General features: G+C 72.6%; 11 protein-coding genes and 1 riboswitch. Of the genes, 6 read left to right on the top strand and 5 right to left on the bottom strand.

Annotated features, from left to right (window positions below; genetic code table 11):
- Positions 1-68: 68 nt before the first annotated feature.
- Positions 69-854, top strand: coding sequence for a hypothetical protein (locus tag ACIF9R_RS26840; protein ID WP_399984931.1), 786 nt, complete (start codon positions 69-71; stop codon positions 852-854).
- Positions 855-1,144: 290 nt separating this feature from the next.
- Here the strand turns inward: ACIF9R_RS26840 and ACIF9R_RS26835 are convergent, their stop codons facing one another.
- Positions 1,145-2,206 carry a PucR family transcriptional regulator gene (locus ACIF9R_RS26835; protein WP_399984930.1) on the bottom strand — a complete coding sequence of 354 codons (1,062 nt, stop codon included), beginning with the start codon at positions 2,204-2,206 and terminating at the stop codon, positions 1,145-1,147.
- Positions 2,207-2,443: 237 nt separating this feature from the next.
- Here ACIF9R_RS26835 and ACIF9R_RS26830 point away from each other — a divergent pair, with 237 nt between their 5' ends.
- The 4 genes from ACIF9R_RS26830 (at position 2,444) to ACIF9R_RS26815 (ending at position 10,948) form a co-directional block, all read left to right on the top strand.
- A complete protein-coding gene (locus ACIF9R_RS26830) occupies positions 2,444-2,659 on the top strand; it encodes a hypothetical protein (protein ID WP_399984929.1) in 216 nt (71 codons plus the stop codon).
- Between the two features lie 96 nt (positions 2,660-2,755).
- Positions 2,756-4,834 (top strand): flotillin family protein, encoded by a 2,079-nt coding sequence (locus tag ACIF9R_RS26825; protein ID WP_399984928.1) that lies wholly within the window; start codon positions 2,756-2,758, stop codon positions 4,832-4,834.
- A 70-nt stretch (positions 4,835-4,904) separates the two neighbouring features.
- Positions 4,905-9,899 carry a DNA repair ATPase gene (locus ACIF9R_RS26820; RefSeq protein WP_399984927.1) on the top strand — a complete coding sequence of 1,665 codons (4,995 nt, stop codon included), beginning with the start codon at positions 4,905-4,907 and terminating at the stop codon, positions 9,897-9,899.
- 335 nt (positions 9,900-10,234) lie between these two features.
- On the top strand, positions 10,235-10,948 hold the full coding sequence (locus ACIF9R_RS26815; protein ID WP_399984995.1) for an SGNH/GDSL hydrolase family protein: 714 nt from the start codon (positions 10,235-10,237) through the stop codon (positions 10,946-10,948).
- A 2-nt stretch (positions 10,949-10,950) separates the two neighbouring features.
- Here ACIF9R_RS26815 and ACIF9R_RS26810 read toward each other — a convergent pair whose 3' ends face one another.
- Genes ACIF9R_RS26810 through ACIF9R_RS26795 form a run of 4 tightly spaced genes read right to left on the bottom strand, consistent with a single transcriptional unit; the run spans position 10,951 to position 13,757 of the window.
- Positions 10,951-11,799 carry an energy-coupling factor ABC transporter ATP-binding protein gene (locus ACIF9R_RS26810; RefSeq protein ID WP_399984926.1) on the bottom strand — a complete coding sequence of 283 codons (849 nt, stop codon included), beginning with the start codon at positions 11,797-11,799 and terminating at the stop codon, positions 10,951-10,953.
- Entirely contained in the window at positions 11,796-12,545 is a 750-nt protein-coding gene (gene cbiQ, locus ACIF9R_RS26805) for a cobalt ECF transporter T component CbiQ (protein ID WP_399984925.1), read from the bottom strand. The genes ACIF9R_RS26810 and cbiQ overlap by 4 nt, the downstream gene beginning before the upstream one ends.
- 7 nt (positions 12,546-12,552) lie before the next feature.
- Entirely contained in the window at positions 12,553-13,050 is a 498-nt protein-coding gene (locus ACIF9R_RS26800; protein WP_399984924.1) for an energy-coupling factor ABC transporter substrate-binding protein, read from the bottom strand.
- Positions 13,047-13,757, bottom strand: coding sequence for an energy-coupling factor ABC transporter permease (locus ACIF9R_RS26795; protein WP_399984923.1), 711 nt, complete (start codon positions 13,755-13,757; stop codon positions 13,047-13,049). Before ACIF9R_RS26795 ends, ACIF9R_RS26800 begins: the two co-directional genes overlap by 4 nt.
- Before the next feature lie 29 nt (positions 13,758-13,786).
- Positions 13,787-13,970: riboswitch (cobalamin riboswitch) on the bottom strand.
- Positions 13,971-14,173: 203 nt separating this feature from the next.
- Here ACIF9R_RS26795 and ACIF9R_RS26790 point away from each other — a divergent pair.
- The gene (locus tag ACIF9R_RS26790) at positions 14,174-15,763 is read left to right on the top strand and encodes an ABC transporter substrate-binding protein (protein ID WP_399984922.1); all 1,590 of its coding nucleotides are present in this window, start codon (positions 14,174-14,176) and stop codon (positions 15,761-15,763) included.
- Positions 15,764-15,777 lie beyond the last annotated feature (14 nt).

Raw genomic sequence — 15,777 nt, 5'->3', positions numbered from 1 at the left:
AACACCGGCGTCCCCACTGCCGTGTCCGGGCATGGACCGGCGCCCCGCCGGTTCGTCACGCTGACCCCATGGTCGCTCTCCGCCACACGATGGTCCTCACCCCCGTGCCGCGTCCCTGGCTCACCGACGCCCTCGCCGTTCTCCTGGACCTGGCGGAGGACACCCGTACGGAGGCGGGGCGGGTGCTGCTGCCCGACGGGCGGGAGGTACCGGACGTACGGCACGCCGAGGGACGGCATCTCCGGCCCGGAGCGGTGTACGAGAGCACGGGGGGCGGGGAGCCGGGGGAGACGGGCCGGATCACGGTGGAGGAGTGGAACCGCCGGAGGGCGCTGCGGCTCGCGCTCGCCGTGTCCGCGCCGGAGGGCGCCTTCGCGCTCCGGTGCTCACTGCACCGTCCGAACCGCCCGCGCCTCCTCGAGATCGACGGGCGTGCCCGCGTGGAGAACGTGTGGTCCGCGCTGTCCCGGGTGAGCGGTGGGGCACGGCTGCGGTGCGACGACTGGTGGGCGGCGGCCGACACCGGCCGGACGGGGCGTACGGCACCGCTGCGGGCGCGCCTGGAGTGCGGCGCCGCCCGGGCGGACCTGCGGGCGGTCCCGGAACCCGGCGGCCTCGACGGCCACTGGGCCGTCACGGTCACCGTGGGCCTCCGGGGCAGGCGCCTGCTCCGCCCGGTGGCGGCCGTCGCCCTCCACCTCTTCAGGGGGCATCTGCAACGGTCCCTGGCCACCACCCTCGACGAACTCGCCGCGGAGTGGAACGACACGGTTCCCGGCCTGGTGGCGATGGGGCCCGATGCCCTGCGTCGGGAGATCCTGACGGCGGAAGGGGCGGGCGGGGCCCGACCGTGAGCCGGACGACGGCGCACGGTTGTCGGGCGGGACCGCGTGGCGGCGTGTCCGCCGCGCGGTGGAGCGGCGTCCGGTCCTGCCCCGCGTCGTGGTGTACGGGATCAAGCGTGACGCGTTCCGCTTCGAGGCCCATGACGGCCTCGGCAGGGGACGGCAGTCCACGAGGCGCGCTGCTGCGGCACGTTGACCCCGGATCGTCGGAGCAGCCGGCCTCGCCCGCGGATTCCGGCGCCCGTCAGGAAGGGGGGCGGCGGGCGGGGCGTGCCGCCCGCCGGGTGCCGGCCGGTGGCTCATGGCAGTCCGTCGGCCGGCCAGTCCAGCAGGCGTGCCCCGATCACGGCCGTCTGCAGCATGTAACGGTGTGCCGGATCGGAGGGGTTGGCGCCGGTGAGCCGGTGGATGCGCTCCAGCCGGTAGGTCAGCGCGCGCACGCTCAGTGAGAGCCGCCGGGCCGCCTCCGCGGCGACACAGCCGGAGTCGAAGTACGCGGTGAGCGTGTCGAGCAGAGGCCCGGCGCCGCCGCGGGCGGTGGTCAGCGGGCCGAGGGTGTTGTGGACCAGGTCGGCCATGGCCTGGCGGTCGCGGGCCAGCACCGGGTAGACGAGCAGATCGGAGGCGCGCAGCACCGGATCGTCCAGCCCCAGCCGCTCGGCGATCTCCAGGGAGCTCAGGGCTTCCTCGTACGACTGGACGACGCCGCCGGGCCCGGACTGCGGGCGGCCGATGGCGACCTGGCCGCCGTCGGTGGCGGCGTGTGCCTGCTTGGCGAAGTGGGTGAGCACCTCGCCCTGGTGCCCGGGCGCGATGCACAGCAGCCGCCCGTCCTTGGTGGTGAGCAGGACGCTGCGGTCACCGAAGCGGGACAGGAGCGCGTGCTCCACCTGCCGCGGCACGGGGTCGCCCTCGTCGTAAGGGACCGCGCCCCGGGCTACGGCCACCGCGTGTTCGTGGGACAGCCGCAGACCGAAGCGCTCGGCGCGTTCGGCGAGCCGGCCCAGATCGCTGCGACCGTAGAGCAGGTCGTCGATGAACTCCCGTCGCGCGGCCTCCTCCTGACGGACCGCCAGCCGCTGCGCGCGTTCATAGCCCTCGGCGAAAGCGTCCACGACCTGCTGTACGGCCGTGAGCGCTCCCTCCGCCGAGTCCGCGCCGCGCGGCCACGCCCCGCGGGCGGCGGACAGGTGCGCGCTGACGAGGAACCGCAGACCGAAGCCCGCCTCCGCCGCGCGCTCCCCCAGATCGCGCCGTGAGGCGATCTCGTCCCGGGTGAGGCGTCTGCCCGTCGCCGCCACCTCGGACAGAATGCGGGCATAGCCGTCCAGATACTGCTCGGGAATCTCCCTTTGTGTCACGCGGTCCCCCCAACTCCTGACGCATCCCTGATGCGTTCGTGTGGACGCACCGGCATGCAGAGCCTAGTGAACCTTGCCGGAATCCGGCAATGCGCGGTCCGGACCTCGCGGTGCACCATGGCCGCGGGGAGCACCGCGGAAGGTTCCGGTGCCGGGCACCGGCAGGTGTCCCGCACCGGAACCCGAGGGGAGCCGTGCTGCCCGACGACGTCGAGTGGTGAAGGGGAGGGGGCTCCGATGCGCAGGTTCGTGAAGCCCGCCGCGGGTCTGCCCGCACCCCGGCTCGTACGGCCGCTGCTCCGTCTCGCCCCGAACGAACCGGACGAACCGGAGGAACCCGGGCCGTCCCGGTCCCCGCGTGAGCGCGGTGCGGACCGGGACAGTGCGCCCGCGGCGCGCCGGACGGTGGACGGCATCCGTCCGTGCCGGTCGCAGAACCGCGCCGCCGCCTGACTCGTCTCCCTCATCACCGGACATTCACCCGCCTCGCCAACGAGGCGTCATTTCACCTGACTTCTGCCATCTTTTCAGCCCAGAAGGACGTACCCCATGGATGCCTCCACGGTGGGCATCGCCGTACTCGCCGGCGTCGCCCTGTTGTTCGTACTCATCGGTCTGCTGCTGGTCACCAAGCTGTTCCGCAAGGTGGAACAGGGCAAGGCGCTGATCGTCTCCAAGCTTCGCAAGGTCGATGTGACGTTCACCGGATCGGTCGTGCTGCCGGTGCTGCACAAGGCCGAGATGATGGACATCTCGGTGAAGACCATCGAGATCACCCGGGCCGGCAAGGAAGGTCTGATCTGCCGGGACAACATCCGCGCGGACATCCGCATCACGTTCTTCGTCAAGGTCAACAAGACGACCGACGACGTCATCAAGGTCGCCCAGGCGGTCGGCACCGCGCGGGCCAGCGACCGGAACACCCTTCAGGAGCTCTTCCACGCCAAGTTCTCCGAGGCGCTGAAGACCGTCGGCAAACAGATGGACTTCACCGACCTCTACACCAAGCGCGAGGAGCTTCGGTACCGGATCATCGAGGTCATCGGTGTCGACCTCAACGGCTACCACCTCGAGGACGCGGCGATCGACTACCTGGAGCAGACGCCGCTGAGCCAGCTCGACCCCGGCAACGTCCTCGACGCGCAGGGCATCCGCAAGATCACCGAGCTGACGGCCGTGGAACACGTCCGCACCAACGAGGCCCAGCGCAACGAGGAGAAGGAGATCACCCGGCAGGACGTCGACGCGCGCGAGGCGATTCTGGAGCTGGAGCGTCGGCAGGCCGACGCCGAGATCAAGCAGAGGCGGGAGATCGAGACCGTACGGGCCCGCGAGGAGGCGGAGACCGCGCGGGTGATGGAGGAGGAGCGGCTGCGCGCGCAGAGCGCCTTCCTGCGCACCGAGGAGCAGCTCGGCGTGCAGCGCGAGAACCAGGCTCGTGAGGTGGCCGTCGCGGCCAAGAACCGCGAGCGGGTCATCGCCGTCGAGAGCGAGCGCATCGAGAAGGACCGGCTGCTGGAGGTCATCGCGCGGGAGCGGGAGACCGAACTGACCCGGATCGCCGCCGACAAGGAGGTCGAGGCGGAGAAGCGGGAGATCGCCGAGGTCATCCGCGAGCGGGTGGCGGTGGACCGTACGGTCGCCGAGCAGGAGGAGTCCATCAAGAAGCTCCGCGCCGTCGAGGAGGCCGAGCGGCAGCGGCAGTCCGTGATCATCGCCGCGGAGGCCGAGGCGCAGGAGAAGCTGGTCAAGGACATCAAGGCCGCGGAGGCCGCCGAGCAGGCCGCCACCCACCGTGCCGCCGAGGAACTCACCCTAGCCGAGGCCCGGTTGAAGACCGCCGACCTGAACGCACGGGCCAGGCTGCGGACCGCCGAAGGAGTTCAGGCGGAGGCCGCGGCCGAAGGGCTGGCCGCCGTACAGGTCCGCGACAAGGAGGCCGAGGTCATCGAGAAGGCGGGCCGCGCCGAGGCCGGGGCCACCGAGGCACGGATGCGCGCGGAGGCCGAGGGAGTGAAGGCCAAGGCGCTCGCCGACGCCGAGGGGGCGCGGGCGCAGGCCCTCGCCGACGCGGAGGCCATCAGCGGCAGGCTCCGCGCGGAGGCGGCCGGTCTCACCGAGAAGGCGGCGGCGATGGCCGCCCTCGACGAGGCGTCCCGCGGCCACGAGGAGTACCGGCTGCGGCTGGAGGCCGAGAAGGACGTCCGGCTCGCCGGCCTCGAGGTGCAGCGGCAGGTCGCCGAGGCGCAGGCCACCGTCCTCGCCACCGGACTGGAGAGCGCGGACATCAGCATCGTCGGCGGGGAGTCGGTGTTCTTCGACCGGCTGATGTCCTCGATCTCGCTCGGCAAGAGCGTGGACGGCTTCGTCCGGAACTCCGAGACCGCGCAGGCACTCGCCGGCCCGTGGCTGGACGGCTCCGCGAGCTTCACCGACGACCTGAGCCGTGTCCTGGGCTCCGTCTCCACCTCCGACGTGCAGAACCTCACGGTCTCGGCCCTGCTGATGCGACTGATGCGGCAGGGCGGCGAGAACACCGGTCGGTTCAAGGAACTGATCGACAAAGCGGGTGAGTTGGGCCTTTCGGACACACCGCTGGCCGAGCTGAACGGCCACGCCAGGGCCTGACCACCATCCGGCCGGGAGCCGCCGCACAGGGGACGGCGGCTCCCGGCCGGTCCCATCCCGAGAGGCAGTCATGACCAGCAGCACCCACGAGTCCGCCGTCCGTCACCACACCCCCGGCGCGGCCGGCCCCGCGACGGATCCCGCCGGGGCTCCCGCGACGGACTCCGCCGCGACCCCCGCGACGGTCGACGGCGGCGCCTATCAGGTACTGCGGGACCGCCTCAGCGGCCGCGCCGCCGAGCTCGCCCGCCGGGCCGAGGCGCTGAACCACCGGAGGGCGGAGGAGTTCGGCGCCCCCGCCCTGCGCCTCACCGCGGCCGAGCGGCTGCGCACCGACCGGGGCAGCGTGCCCCGTGACATCGTCGCCGTCGGTGACGTGCTCCTCTTCGGCTACGAGGCCCGTCCCCGGCCCGACCGGGAGACCTCGGTCGGCGACGTCCTCGCCCCGCACGACCGCGAGCTGAACCGCCTGCCCGACGACGCCGTGCCCGGACTCCTCGACGACCCCCAGTTCGTCCGTGAGTTCGACGCCCTGCACCGCTACTACCGCCAGGCCCGCCTGCTGCGGCTGCGCCGCGTCGACGGCAAGCTGCTCGCCGTCTTCCAGACCGGTGAGAAGGCCGGCGACATCCGCGTGCTGCGCTGGTCGGTCTCCGAGGACGGCCGTGCCAGGTTCCTCGACGCACGCGGCGACCGCGACCACGCGCTCACCCCGCCCGTCGACGTCGACTGGCTGCCCACCACCCGCGAGCACCACGTCCTCGGCCGTCACCCCCATGTCTCCGTCCAGGGCGAGATCTTCGTCGACACCCTCGGCGGCACCCTCACCGTCAAGACCGACAACGACACCGACACCCCCCACGGCATCCACTCCGAGCCGGTCGACGAGCCCCTGCAGTCCCTCGCCGACGCCGAGATCGCCCACGCCCGCGTCGGCCCCCTGATCCTGCTGCGGATCCTCCCCTACAAGGAGACCGCCCACCGCTATCTGGTCTTCAACACCCTCACCCGCACCCTCGTCCGCCTCGACGGCATCGGACAGGGCTGCCGCCGGCTGCCCGAGGACCAGGGCATCGTGTTCCCCGGCGGCTACTGCCTCGCCGCCGGCCCGCACAAGACGTACGAACTCGACACCGAGGCAATGGAGTTCGAGCGCGAGGTGCGCTCGCCGTACGGCGAGGACGTGCTGTACGCCTTCCATGCCCCGGTGCGAGGACGCGGTCTGCTGCTGTCGTACAACCAGATCCGCGAGGCCGTCGCCACCCCGATGGCCTGCCACGGCTGGGCCCTGTTCGACGACGGGCACCTCGTCCTGCTGCGCCCCGAGGGGGACGAACCAGCCCGCGTCCACCCCGTCCAGCTCTGGGACTCGCCCTACGTCTCCGACACCTTCGCCGCCGCACAGCCCGCCGGCGAGGGACCGCTGGCCCGGGTCGGCAACGCCGACCTGGTCCGCGGCATCTCCGACTGCCTGTCGCTGGCCCGCTCCGCCGCCGAGACCACCCCGACGGCCGAGATCTACACGACCCTGGCGGCCGCCTGCGTCCGCGCCCTGGACACCCACCACTGGCTCGGCGACAGCGAACTGGGTGACCTGCGCACCCCGCTGGAGGAGGTGCGGGCCACCGCCGAGCAGGTGCTGGCCGAGTTCGAGACCGTACGCGACCTCACCCGGCGGGCCGCGGAAGCACTCGACGAGGCGGCGGACCGGATCGCCGCGGTGGTGCGCCGGCTGCGCGGTGAGCAGCCCCGCGAGGCCGCCGCCTGGGTCACCGGACTCACCGAACTCCGCCACGCCCAGGGCCATCTGCTGACTCTCAAGGACATGCGGTACGCGGATCACGCCCGCATCGACGCCCTCGCCGGCGAGGCCGGGGAGGACCTCGCCTCCTTCGGGCAGCGGGCCATCGCCTTCCTCGCCCGCGAGGACGCCTTCGCCACCCACCACACGGACCTCGAACGGCTGCACGCCGAGATCGAGTCGATCACCACCACCGCCGGGGCCGCCCCGATCGCCGCTCGCCTCGACGAACTCGCCGGCGGGCTGCGCACGGTGACCGAGGTGGTCGCCGGGCTCGACATCACCGACGCCACCGTCCGCACGGCCGTCCTGGAACGGGTCGCCGAGGCCCTGGGCGGTGTCAACCGGGCCCGCGCCACCCTCGACACCCGCCGCCGCGGCCTGCTCGACCGGGAGGCGCGCGCCGGGTTCGCCGCCGAACTCGCCCTGCTCGGCCAGACGGTCACCGGCGCCCTCGCCGCGGCCGGTGACCCCGAGACCTGCGACGACCAGCTGACCCGGGTCCTGACCCAGCTGGAGGCCCTGGAATCCCGCTTCGCGGAGTTCGACGACGTCCTCGGCGAACTCGCCGCCCGGCGCACCGAGGTCTACGAGGCGTTCTCCGCCCGCAAGCAGAGCCTCACCGACGCCCGGGCCCGCCGCGCGGAACAGCTCGCCTCCGCCGCCGAGCGGGTCCTGACGACGATCACCCGGCGGTCCGCCGCACTCGCCGACACCGACGCGGTGAGCACCTGGTTCGCCTCCGACCCGCTCGTCGCCAAGATCCGCCGCACCGCAGGTGAACTGCGCGAACTGGGCGACCGCGTACGGGCGGAAGAACTCGACGGACGGCTGCGCTCCGCCCGCGAGGAGGCCGTCCGCGCCCTGCGTGACCGCACCGACCTCTACGCGGACGGCGGACGCGTCATCCGCCTCGGCGGACACCGCTTCGCCGTCTCCACCCAGCCCTTCGAACTCACCGTCGTCCCGCACGGCGACGGCCTCGCCGTCGCCCTCACCGGGACCGACTACCGCGCCCCCGTCACCGACCCCGCGCTCCTCGCCGACCGTCCGCTGTGGGACCGGCACCTGCCGTCGGAGTCGCCGGAGGTGTACCGCGCCGAACACCTCGCCGCCCGCCTGCTGCACGAGCACGGCCCCGACGCCCTGACCGGCGCCGACGACCTCGCCGCCGTGGTCCGGGGGGCCGCCGAGGAGGCGTACGACGAGGGCTACGAGCGGGGCGTCCACGACCACGACGCCACCGCCGTCCTTACCGCCGTACTGCCCCTGTACGAGGCGGCCGGACCCCTGCGCCACGCGTCGGCCGCCCGCGCGCACGCCCTGCTGTACTGGGCGCACGGCACCACGGACCGGGAGCGCGAGGACCTCACCCGCCGCGCCCGCTCCCTGGCCCGGGTCCGTGACGCCTTCGGCCCGCCGCCCGCGCTGGACGCGCTGCGCGCCGAACTCGCCCGCGCCGTGGCGGACTGGGGCGTCGACTCCGGCGTCCGACCCGAGGCCTGCGCCGCGTACCTCTTCGACGAACTGACCACAGGACCCGACGGTTTCGTCATCAGCACCACCGCCCGCACCCTGCTCGACAAGTTCCGCCGCACGGTCGCCACCGACGCCTACGACGCGGACCTGCCCGCCCTCGGCGACCTCACCGCCCGCCGCCAGCTGGTCGAGGCCTGGCTGACCGCGTACACCGCCGCCACCGGGGACCGGGTGGCCCGCGGCGACCTCGCGGAGGCCGTGGCCGCCGAGCTCTGCCCGGACCTGCCCCGTCACGAGTCCGACGCGGCCCTGACCGTCACGGTGGAGGGGCTGATCGCCACCCACCCCAGGATCACCGACCGCCGCCTCACCCTCCGCCTCGACGAATTCCTCTCCCGCACCCAGGAGTTCAGGGACCACGACGTACCGGCCTTCCGCGCCTTCCAGCGCCGCCGCACCGCCCTGGTGACCGCCGAGCGCACCCGTCTGCGCCTGGACGACCACCGGCCGCGTGTGATGGCGTCGTTCGTCCGCAACCGGCTGGTCGACGAGGTCTACCTGCCGCTGGTCGGCGACAGCCTCGCCAAGCAGCTCGGCACCACGGGCGAGTCCGCCCGCACCGGCACCGGCGGACTGCTGCTGCTCGTCTCCCCGCCCGGCTACGGCAAGACGACCCTCATGGAGTACGTCGCGCACCGCCTCGGCCTGGTCCTGGTCCGGATCAGCGGCCCGGCGCTCGGTCACGCGGTCACCTCCCTGGACCCGGCCGAGGCGCCGAACGCCACCGCCCGCCAGGAGGTCGAGAAGATCAACTTCGCGCTGGCCGCCGGCAGCAACACCCTCCTCTACCTCGACGACATCCAGCACACCTCGCCCGAACTGCTGCAGAAGTTCATCCCGCTGTGCGACGCCACGCGCCGGATGGAGGGCGTGTGGGACGGCGAGCCGCGCACCTACGACCTGCGCGGCAAGCGGTTCGCCGTCTGCATGTCCGGCAACCCCTACACCGAGTCCGGCGAGGTCTTCCGGGTCCCGGACATGCTGGCCAACCGTGCCGACGTGTGGAACCTCGGCGACGTCCTGACCGGCAAGGAGGACGTCTTCGCGCTCAGTTTCGTGGAGAACGCCCTCACCGCCAACCCGGTCCTCGCCCCGCTCGCCGGACGCGACCGCGCCGACCTGGACCTGCTGCTCCGGCTCGCCGGGAACGACCCCACGGCCCGCCCCGACCGCCTCATCCACCCGTACGCGCCCACCGAACTCGACCGCGTGCTGGCCGTGCTGCGGCATCTGCTCACCGCCCGCCGTACGGTCCTCGCCGTCAACGCCGCCTACATCGCCTCCGCCGCCCAGTCCGACGAGGCCCGCACCGAGCCGCCGTTCCGGCTCCAGGGCTCCTACCGCAACATGAACAAGATCGCCCAGCGGATCCAGCCCGTCATGGACGACACCGAACTGACGGCCGTCATCGACGACCACTACACGGCCGAGGCCCAGACCCTCACCACCGGCGCCGAGGCGAGCCTGCTCAAGCTCGCTGAACTGCGCGGCACCCTCACCGCCGAACAGACGGCGCGCTGGGCCGAGTTGAAGGCGGCTCACGTCCGCACCGTCACCCTGGGCGGCTCCGGCGAGGACGCGCTGGCCCGCGCGGTGGCCGCGCTCGCCCTCCTCGGTGACCGCATCGCCGCCGTCGAGTCGGCCATCACCCGCGCCGCCGATCCCCGGCGCCTCCTGGCCGGCCCGTCGCGACCCCGGGGCACCGGGTCCGGAGACGGCGACTGAGGCGGCTCGGCACGCGGCCCGCGCCGACGGGGACCACGGATCCTCCGCGCAGGAGCCAAGTACGCCGGAGATTGGCCTTCCGGACGGGGGGTCAGGGGTTTATCTACGCGCGGAGCAGGTTTGCTCACCTCAGTATTCGGGTCATTCCGGAAGACTTTTTGCAGGGGAGTTACCGATCGGTATCGCGGACTGCTACAACCCTTCTTGCTTCCTCAACTACCCCCGTGAGTTTCATGCCTGAAGGGCGGAGACACGTGTCAACGCGTTCTCTCGGAGCAACTCTCGTCACCCTGATCCTGGGTGCCGCGACCGTACTCGGTCTGGCGCAGCCCGCCATGGCCGCCGGACACAACTACGTTGCTCTCGGCGACTCCTACTCCTCCGGAGTGGGCGCCGGGAGCTATACGTCCGAAAGCGGTGACTGCAAGCGCAGCACCAAGGCCTACCCCGAGCTGTGGAAGAACGCCAACGCCCCGTCGTCGTACAAGTTCGTCGCCTGCTCGGGCGCCACGACGACGAGCGTGGCCGGCAGCCAGCTGGGCGCGCTGTCCTCCTCGACCACCCTCGTCAGCGTCACGGCCGGGGGCAACGACGTCGGCTTCGCGGACGTCATGCAGACCTGCGTGCTGCAGAGCCAGGCGACCTGTGTCTCCCGGGTCAACACGGCGGTCTCACAGATGCAGAACTCCCTCCCCGGTAAGCTCGACTCGCTGTACTCCGCCATCCGCTCCCGCTCCCCGCAGGCGCGCGTCGTGGTCCTCGGCTACCCGCGCTTCTACAAGCTGTCGGGCAGCTGCATCGTCGGCCTCACCGAGACCGAGCGCGGCGCGATCAACAACGCCGCCGACGTGCTGAACGGGGTCATCGCGAAGCGTGCGGCCGACGCCGGGTTCACCTACTCCAGCGTGGTGGACGAGTTCACCGGACACGAGATCTGCTCGGGCTCCGCGTGGCTGCACAGTGTGACGCTCCCGATCACCAACTCCTACCACCCGAAGGCCGCGGGACAGTCGGGCGGATACCTGCCCGCCTTCCGCTCGGCGGCGTAACCTCACGGTCGGAGTTCCGGAGGGGCGGCCATGGCCGCCAGCTCCTCGGGGGTGCGGGGCCCGGTGGCCGCATCGGCCAACAGCCCTCGCCCCCGCAGGAGTTGCCCGGCCGCCACTCCCCAGGGCAGCCGCAGACCCGCGGCTCGCAGAAGATCGTCGCGGGCCAGCAGTTCGGCGACGTGGCCGGTGCTCACCCCAGCCGGGGTCAGCAGGGCCGCGTCGTCGGCCCAGCGCAGCGCGAGGTCCACGTCGTGGGTGGCCATCACCACCGTGGTGCCGCCCGCGCGCAGTCCGTCGAGGGCGGTGAGCAGACGCTCCTGACCCTCCGGATCGAGGCCGGCCGTCGGCTCGTCCAGGATCAGGACACGGGGCCGCATGGCGACGGCGCCCGCGATCGCCGTCCGCTTGCGCTGCCCGTAGGAGAGCAGATGCGTGGGCCGGTCGGCGAGCGCCGTGATGTCCAGCGCGGCCAGCGCCCCGGCCACCCGGGCGCGCACCTCCGTATCGGGCAGACCGAGGTTCAGCGGCCCGAACGACACGTCCTGCCCGACCGACGCGGCGAACAACTGGTCGTCCGGGTCCTGCACCACCAACTGCACCGCGGTCCGCAACCGGGTCAGCCCCTTCCGGTCGTAGCGCACGGGGACGTCCCCCAGCAGCAACGCACCACCGGCCGGCCGCAGTCCTCCGCTCAGCAGCCGCATCAGCGTCGTCTTGCCGCTGCCGTTGCGTCCCAGCAGGGCCAGCGCGCGCCCCTCGCGCACCCCGAAGTCCAGCCCGGTGAGCACGGGCGGGCCGTCCTCGTACGCGAAGGACGCGTCCCGCAGAGCCACCAGCACGGACTCGCTCACCACAACAGCCTTTCCAGTACGAGGGACAGGGCGGCCAGCGCCCCCAGGAGCGCCACGCTGAGTGCCGTGAACCGGACGGAGACCCGGGCCTCGGGCACCAGCACGCGCAGGGTGCCGTCGTAACCCCGCCCGGCGAGCCCCGTCTGCAGCCGCGCCGCCCGGTCGAAGGACCGGACGAACGCGGTCGCGCCGAGCCCGCCCAGCGAACGCCACGTCGCAGCCCGGGTGGTGTGCCCCAACCGGGCCGCCTGTGCCTCCCCGACCCGGCGCACCGAGTCCAGCAGCAGAAAGCTCATCCGGTACGTCACCAGCGCCACGTCCACGAGCGGCGCGGGCACCCCGGCGCGCACCAGCCGCGGCAGCAGATCCGACAGGGGCGTGGTGAACGCGAACAGCAGCACGCCGAGGGAGGCTGCCGAGGTACGGAGCAGCAACTCCCCGGCGTGCAGCGGCCCGTCCGGTGCCGGGGACACGAAGCCGCCCGGCCCGCCCACCCGCACCAGCAGCGGCAGTGCCCCGGTGACACAGAAGCCCAGCGGCACCCGGTACGCCCGCCACAGCCGCCGGGCGGGCACACCCGCCGGGCCGAGCAGCACCACGAGCGCGGTCACCAGCACCAGGGCCGCGCCCGGCCGGGGCGGCAGCGAGATCGCGAGCACGGTGAGCCCCAGTCCCAGCACGGCCTTGTCCACGGGGTGACGGCGGCGCCAGCGACTGCTGTGCGCCGCCGCGTCGATCGGCAGCACCCGGCGATCAGACCGGTCGTCCGGCGGCGGCGCCGTCGCCGGTTCCGGTACTCGTGTCCACCCCGGCACCGGTGCCGTCGACCGGGCCCGCCCCGTCACCTTCGCCGGTACCCGGGCCCGCCCCGTCACCTTCGCCGGTACCCGGACCCGCCTCGTCACCTTCGCCGGTATCCGTGCCCGCCCCGGCCCGGGAAGGCCCCGACGACCGCGCATCGCCCTGCCGCCGCCCGCGCCGCAGCCCGAAGTAGTAGGAGAGGACGCCCGCGCCGATCGCCGCCTGGAGGGCGAACAGCCCCGACTCGACCTCGCCGGACGGCGGTTCGTACAGCGGTGAGAACCACGGCTCGTACTCCGGTGCGATCTCGGTGATCGCCGTCTCCGCCTCGCCGTCCGCGCCAGTGAACGGCTCCTCCTTGTGGTCGCCGAGCCCGAGCACCAGCGGGAGCACGGCCAGCGCGGCCACCAGCGCCAGCAGCAGTGTGTTGATCCTCGCGTCACGGCTCATCGGGCCACCGCCCCGGCCGACTCCGCCGGCTTCCGCCCGGCCACCGACGTGACGAGCACGCCGAGCCGCGTCAGTTCGCCCCTGCTCGACCGCACCAGCATCCGCATCACCAGCACGGTCAGCAGCCCCTCGCTCACCGCGAGCGGGATCTGCGTCACCGCGAAGATTCCCCCGAACTTGCCCAGGGCGCCGAGGAATCCGCTGCCCGGGTCGGGGAAGGCGAGCGCCAGCTGCACGCTGGTCACGCAGTACGTCGACAGGTCGGCGACGAACGCGCCGCAGAACACGGCGGCCATCAGCGGCACGTCGCAGCGGCGCAGCAGCCGGTAGACGCCGTACCCGGCCCACGGGCCGACGATCGCCATCGAGAACACGTTGGCGCCGAGGGTGGTCAGCCCGCCGTGGGCGAGCAGCAGCGCCTGGAACAGCAGGGTGATGGTGCCCAGCACCGCCATGACCGGCGGCCGGAACAGGATGGCGCCCAGTCCCGTGCCGGTGGGATGGGAGCAACTGCCCGTCACCGACGGCAGTTTCAGCGCGGACAGGACGAAGGTGAACGCTCCCGAAGCGCCGAGCAGCAGGGTGCTCTCGGGATGTTCCCTCACTTCACGGATGAGCGACCGGGCTCCGTGGACGACGAACGGCGCCGACGCGACGCCCCAGGCGACCGCGTGCGCCGGAGGCAGAAAACCCTCGGCGATATGCATGGCTCAGCAGACCCTCTCCAGCACCTCGTGGATGGTTGACGCGCCCTGGCCGGTCTCCTGGCTGACGGGTACCACCGCCCGTGCTCCGCCTTCCCGGGTCCCGAAGAACCCAGTGGCTGCCCGTGAGGGCCGGAGCCGGACTTCCCGATCACAGTGGCGAGGGCCGCACCGGTATCGCACCGATTTCCCGTCACCAAGGCGTGGCGACAGTAATGCCCGTTCCGGTCCGGTGACAAGCGGCCCTCGGGGGCGCGCGGACGGCGCCCGGCGGCTCGCGGCCCGGCGCACACCCACGCGCTTGACAGGAGCTGCGCCGACCGTCGGGACGGGGGGACTGAGGGCCCGCCGTCCTGGGCAGAACCTTGCTGCAACTAATATGCAACAGCGATTTGGAGGCAAGAGGGATGCGAGGTTCGATGACGACCCGACGAATACGGGCCGCCGCCGCCACGGTGGCGCTGGCCGGGGCGGTCACCGCCTGCTCGGCGCCGGGCACCGGCGGCGCGGACGGCGGGGCGTCCGCCGCATCCGTGGTGATCGGGGTCTCCAGCGAACCGGACACCCTCAGCCCGCTCCTCGGTTACGGCAAGGACGGCAACTCCAAGATCTTCGACGGGCTCCTCGCCCGCACCGCCGACCTCGGCCTCGAGCCCGCGCTGGCGAAGGCGCTCCCCGAGGTCACCGACGGCGGCCTCACCTACACGTACACCCTGCGCGACGGCGTGAGGTTCAGCGACGGCGAGCCGCTCACCGCCGACGACGTGGTGTTCACCTACCGCACCGTGCTGGACGACAGGACCAACAACACCGCCAAGAGCGAACTGGACGCCATCAAGGAGGTCAGGGCGGTCGACGACGACACGGTCGTCTTCACCCTCGACCACCCGTACGCCGCCTTCGCCGCCCGCACGGTGCTGCCCGTCGTCCCCGAGCACATCGCCGGACGGCAGGACCCCAACACCGGCGCCTTCGGCACCGAACCGGTCGGCACCGGGCCGTACGTCCTCACCGGCTGGAGCAAGGGCGAGAAGCTGACCTTCAAGGCCAATCCGGACTACTGGGGCGGCGCTCCGAAGGTGAAAAAGCTCACCATGGCGATCATCGCCGACGACGACGTCCGCGCCACCCGGCTGCGCTCCGGCGACCTCGACGGCGCGGTCCTGCCGCCCGACCTCGCCGCCACCTTCAAGAGCGGCGACCACAGGAGGACGTACCGGGCGACGTCCTACGACTTCCGCGCGGTCTCCCTCCCCACCGGCAACCCCGTCACCGGCGACACCGCCGTCCGCCGCGCCCTCGACCTCGCCGTGGACCGCCGGGCCATGGTCGACACGATCCTCGACGGCGCCGGACGCCCCGCCTACGGTCCGCTGCCCCTCGACGACCCCTGGTTCGCCAAGGACGTCGAACGCCCCCAGGACCTCGCCGAAGCCGGGCGCGTACTGGACCGGGCCGGCTGGAGGCCCGGCAAGGACGGCATCCGCGCCAAGGACGGCCGCCCCGCCCGCTTCACCCTGTACTACCCCTCCGGCGACAAGGTCCGCCAGGACCACGCCCTCGCCTACGCCTTTGACGCCAAGAAGGCCGGCCTGGACGTCAGGGTCGAGAGCGCCACCTGGGAGGTCATCGAACCCCGGATGGAACACGACGCCGTCCTCGCCGGCTTCGGCAGCACCGGCGACCCCGACTTCGGCCTCTACACGCTGCTGCACTCCACCCTCGCCGGGGACGGCTTCAACAACATGGCCCGCTACGACAACCCCGCCGTGGACCGGGCCCTCGACACCGCGCGCCGCAGCCAGGACACCAAGGTCCGGAAGGAGGCCTACGACACCCTGCAGCGCGCTCTCGTCGAGGACCCCGGCTACACCTTCCTCACCCACATCGACCACATGTACGTCCTCGACGACCGCTGGAAGGACCTCACCACCCAGACCGAACCGCACGAGCACGGCTTCGCCGGCGGCCCCTGGTGGAACGTCGAGGACTGGCGGCCCCAGGCATGACCCGCGCCCCCTGG

This window comes from Streptomyces sp. NPDC086080, from assembly GCF_044540255.1.
Taxonomy (GTDB): Bacteria; Actinomycetota; Actinomycetes; order Streptomycetales; family Streptomycetaceae; genus Streptomyces.
The sequence above is the reverse complement of the archived record's forward strand: the minus strand, read 5'-3'. Positions and strand labels throughout refer to the sequence as shown.

Bases quoted from the DNA above. Each gene is read 5' to 3' on its own strand.
- ACIF9R_RS26840 (WP_399984931.1), top strand. From the start codon at position 69: ATGGTCGCTCTCCGCCACACGATGGTCCTCACCCCCGTGCCGCGTCCC.
- ACIF9R_RS26830 (WP_399984929.1), top strand. From the start codon at position 2,444: ATGCGCAGGTTCGTGAAGCCCGCCGCGGGTCTGCCCGCACCCCGGCTC.
- ACIF9R_RS26825 (WP_399984928.1), top strand. From the start codon at position 2,756: ATGGATGCCTCCACGGTGGGCATCGCCGTACTCGCCGGCGTCGCCCTG.
- ACIF9R_RS26820 (WP_399984927.1), top strand. From the start codon at position 4,905: ATGACCAGCAGCACCCACGAGTCCGCCGTCCGTCACCACACCCCCGGC.
- ACIF9R_RS26815 (WP_399984995.1), top strand. From the start codon at position 10,235: ATGGCCGCCGGACACAACTACGTTGCTCTCGGCGACTCCTACTCCTCC.
- ACIF9R_RS26800 (WP_399984924.1), bottom strand. From the start codon at position 13,050: ATGAGCCGTGACGCGAGGATCAACACACTGCTGCTGGCGCTGGTGGCC.
- ACIF9R_RS26795 (WP_399984923.1), bottom strand. From the start codon at position 13,757: ATGCATATCGCCGAGGGTTTTCTGCCTCCGGCGCACGCGGTCGCCTGG.
- ACIF9R_RS26790 (WP_399984922.1), top strand. From the start codon at position 14,174: ATGACGACCCGACGAATACGGGCCGCCGCCGCCACGGTGGCGCTGGCC.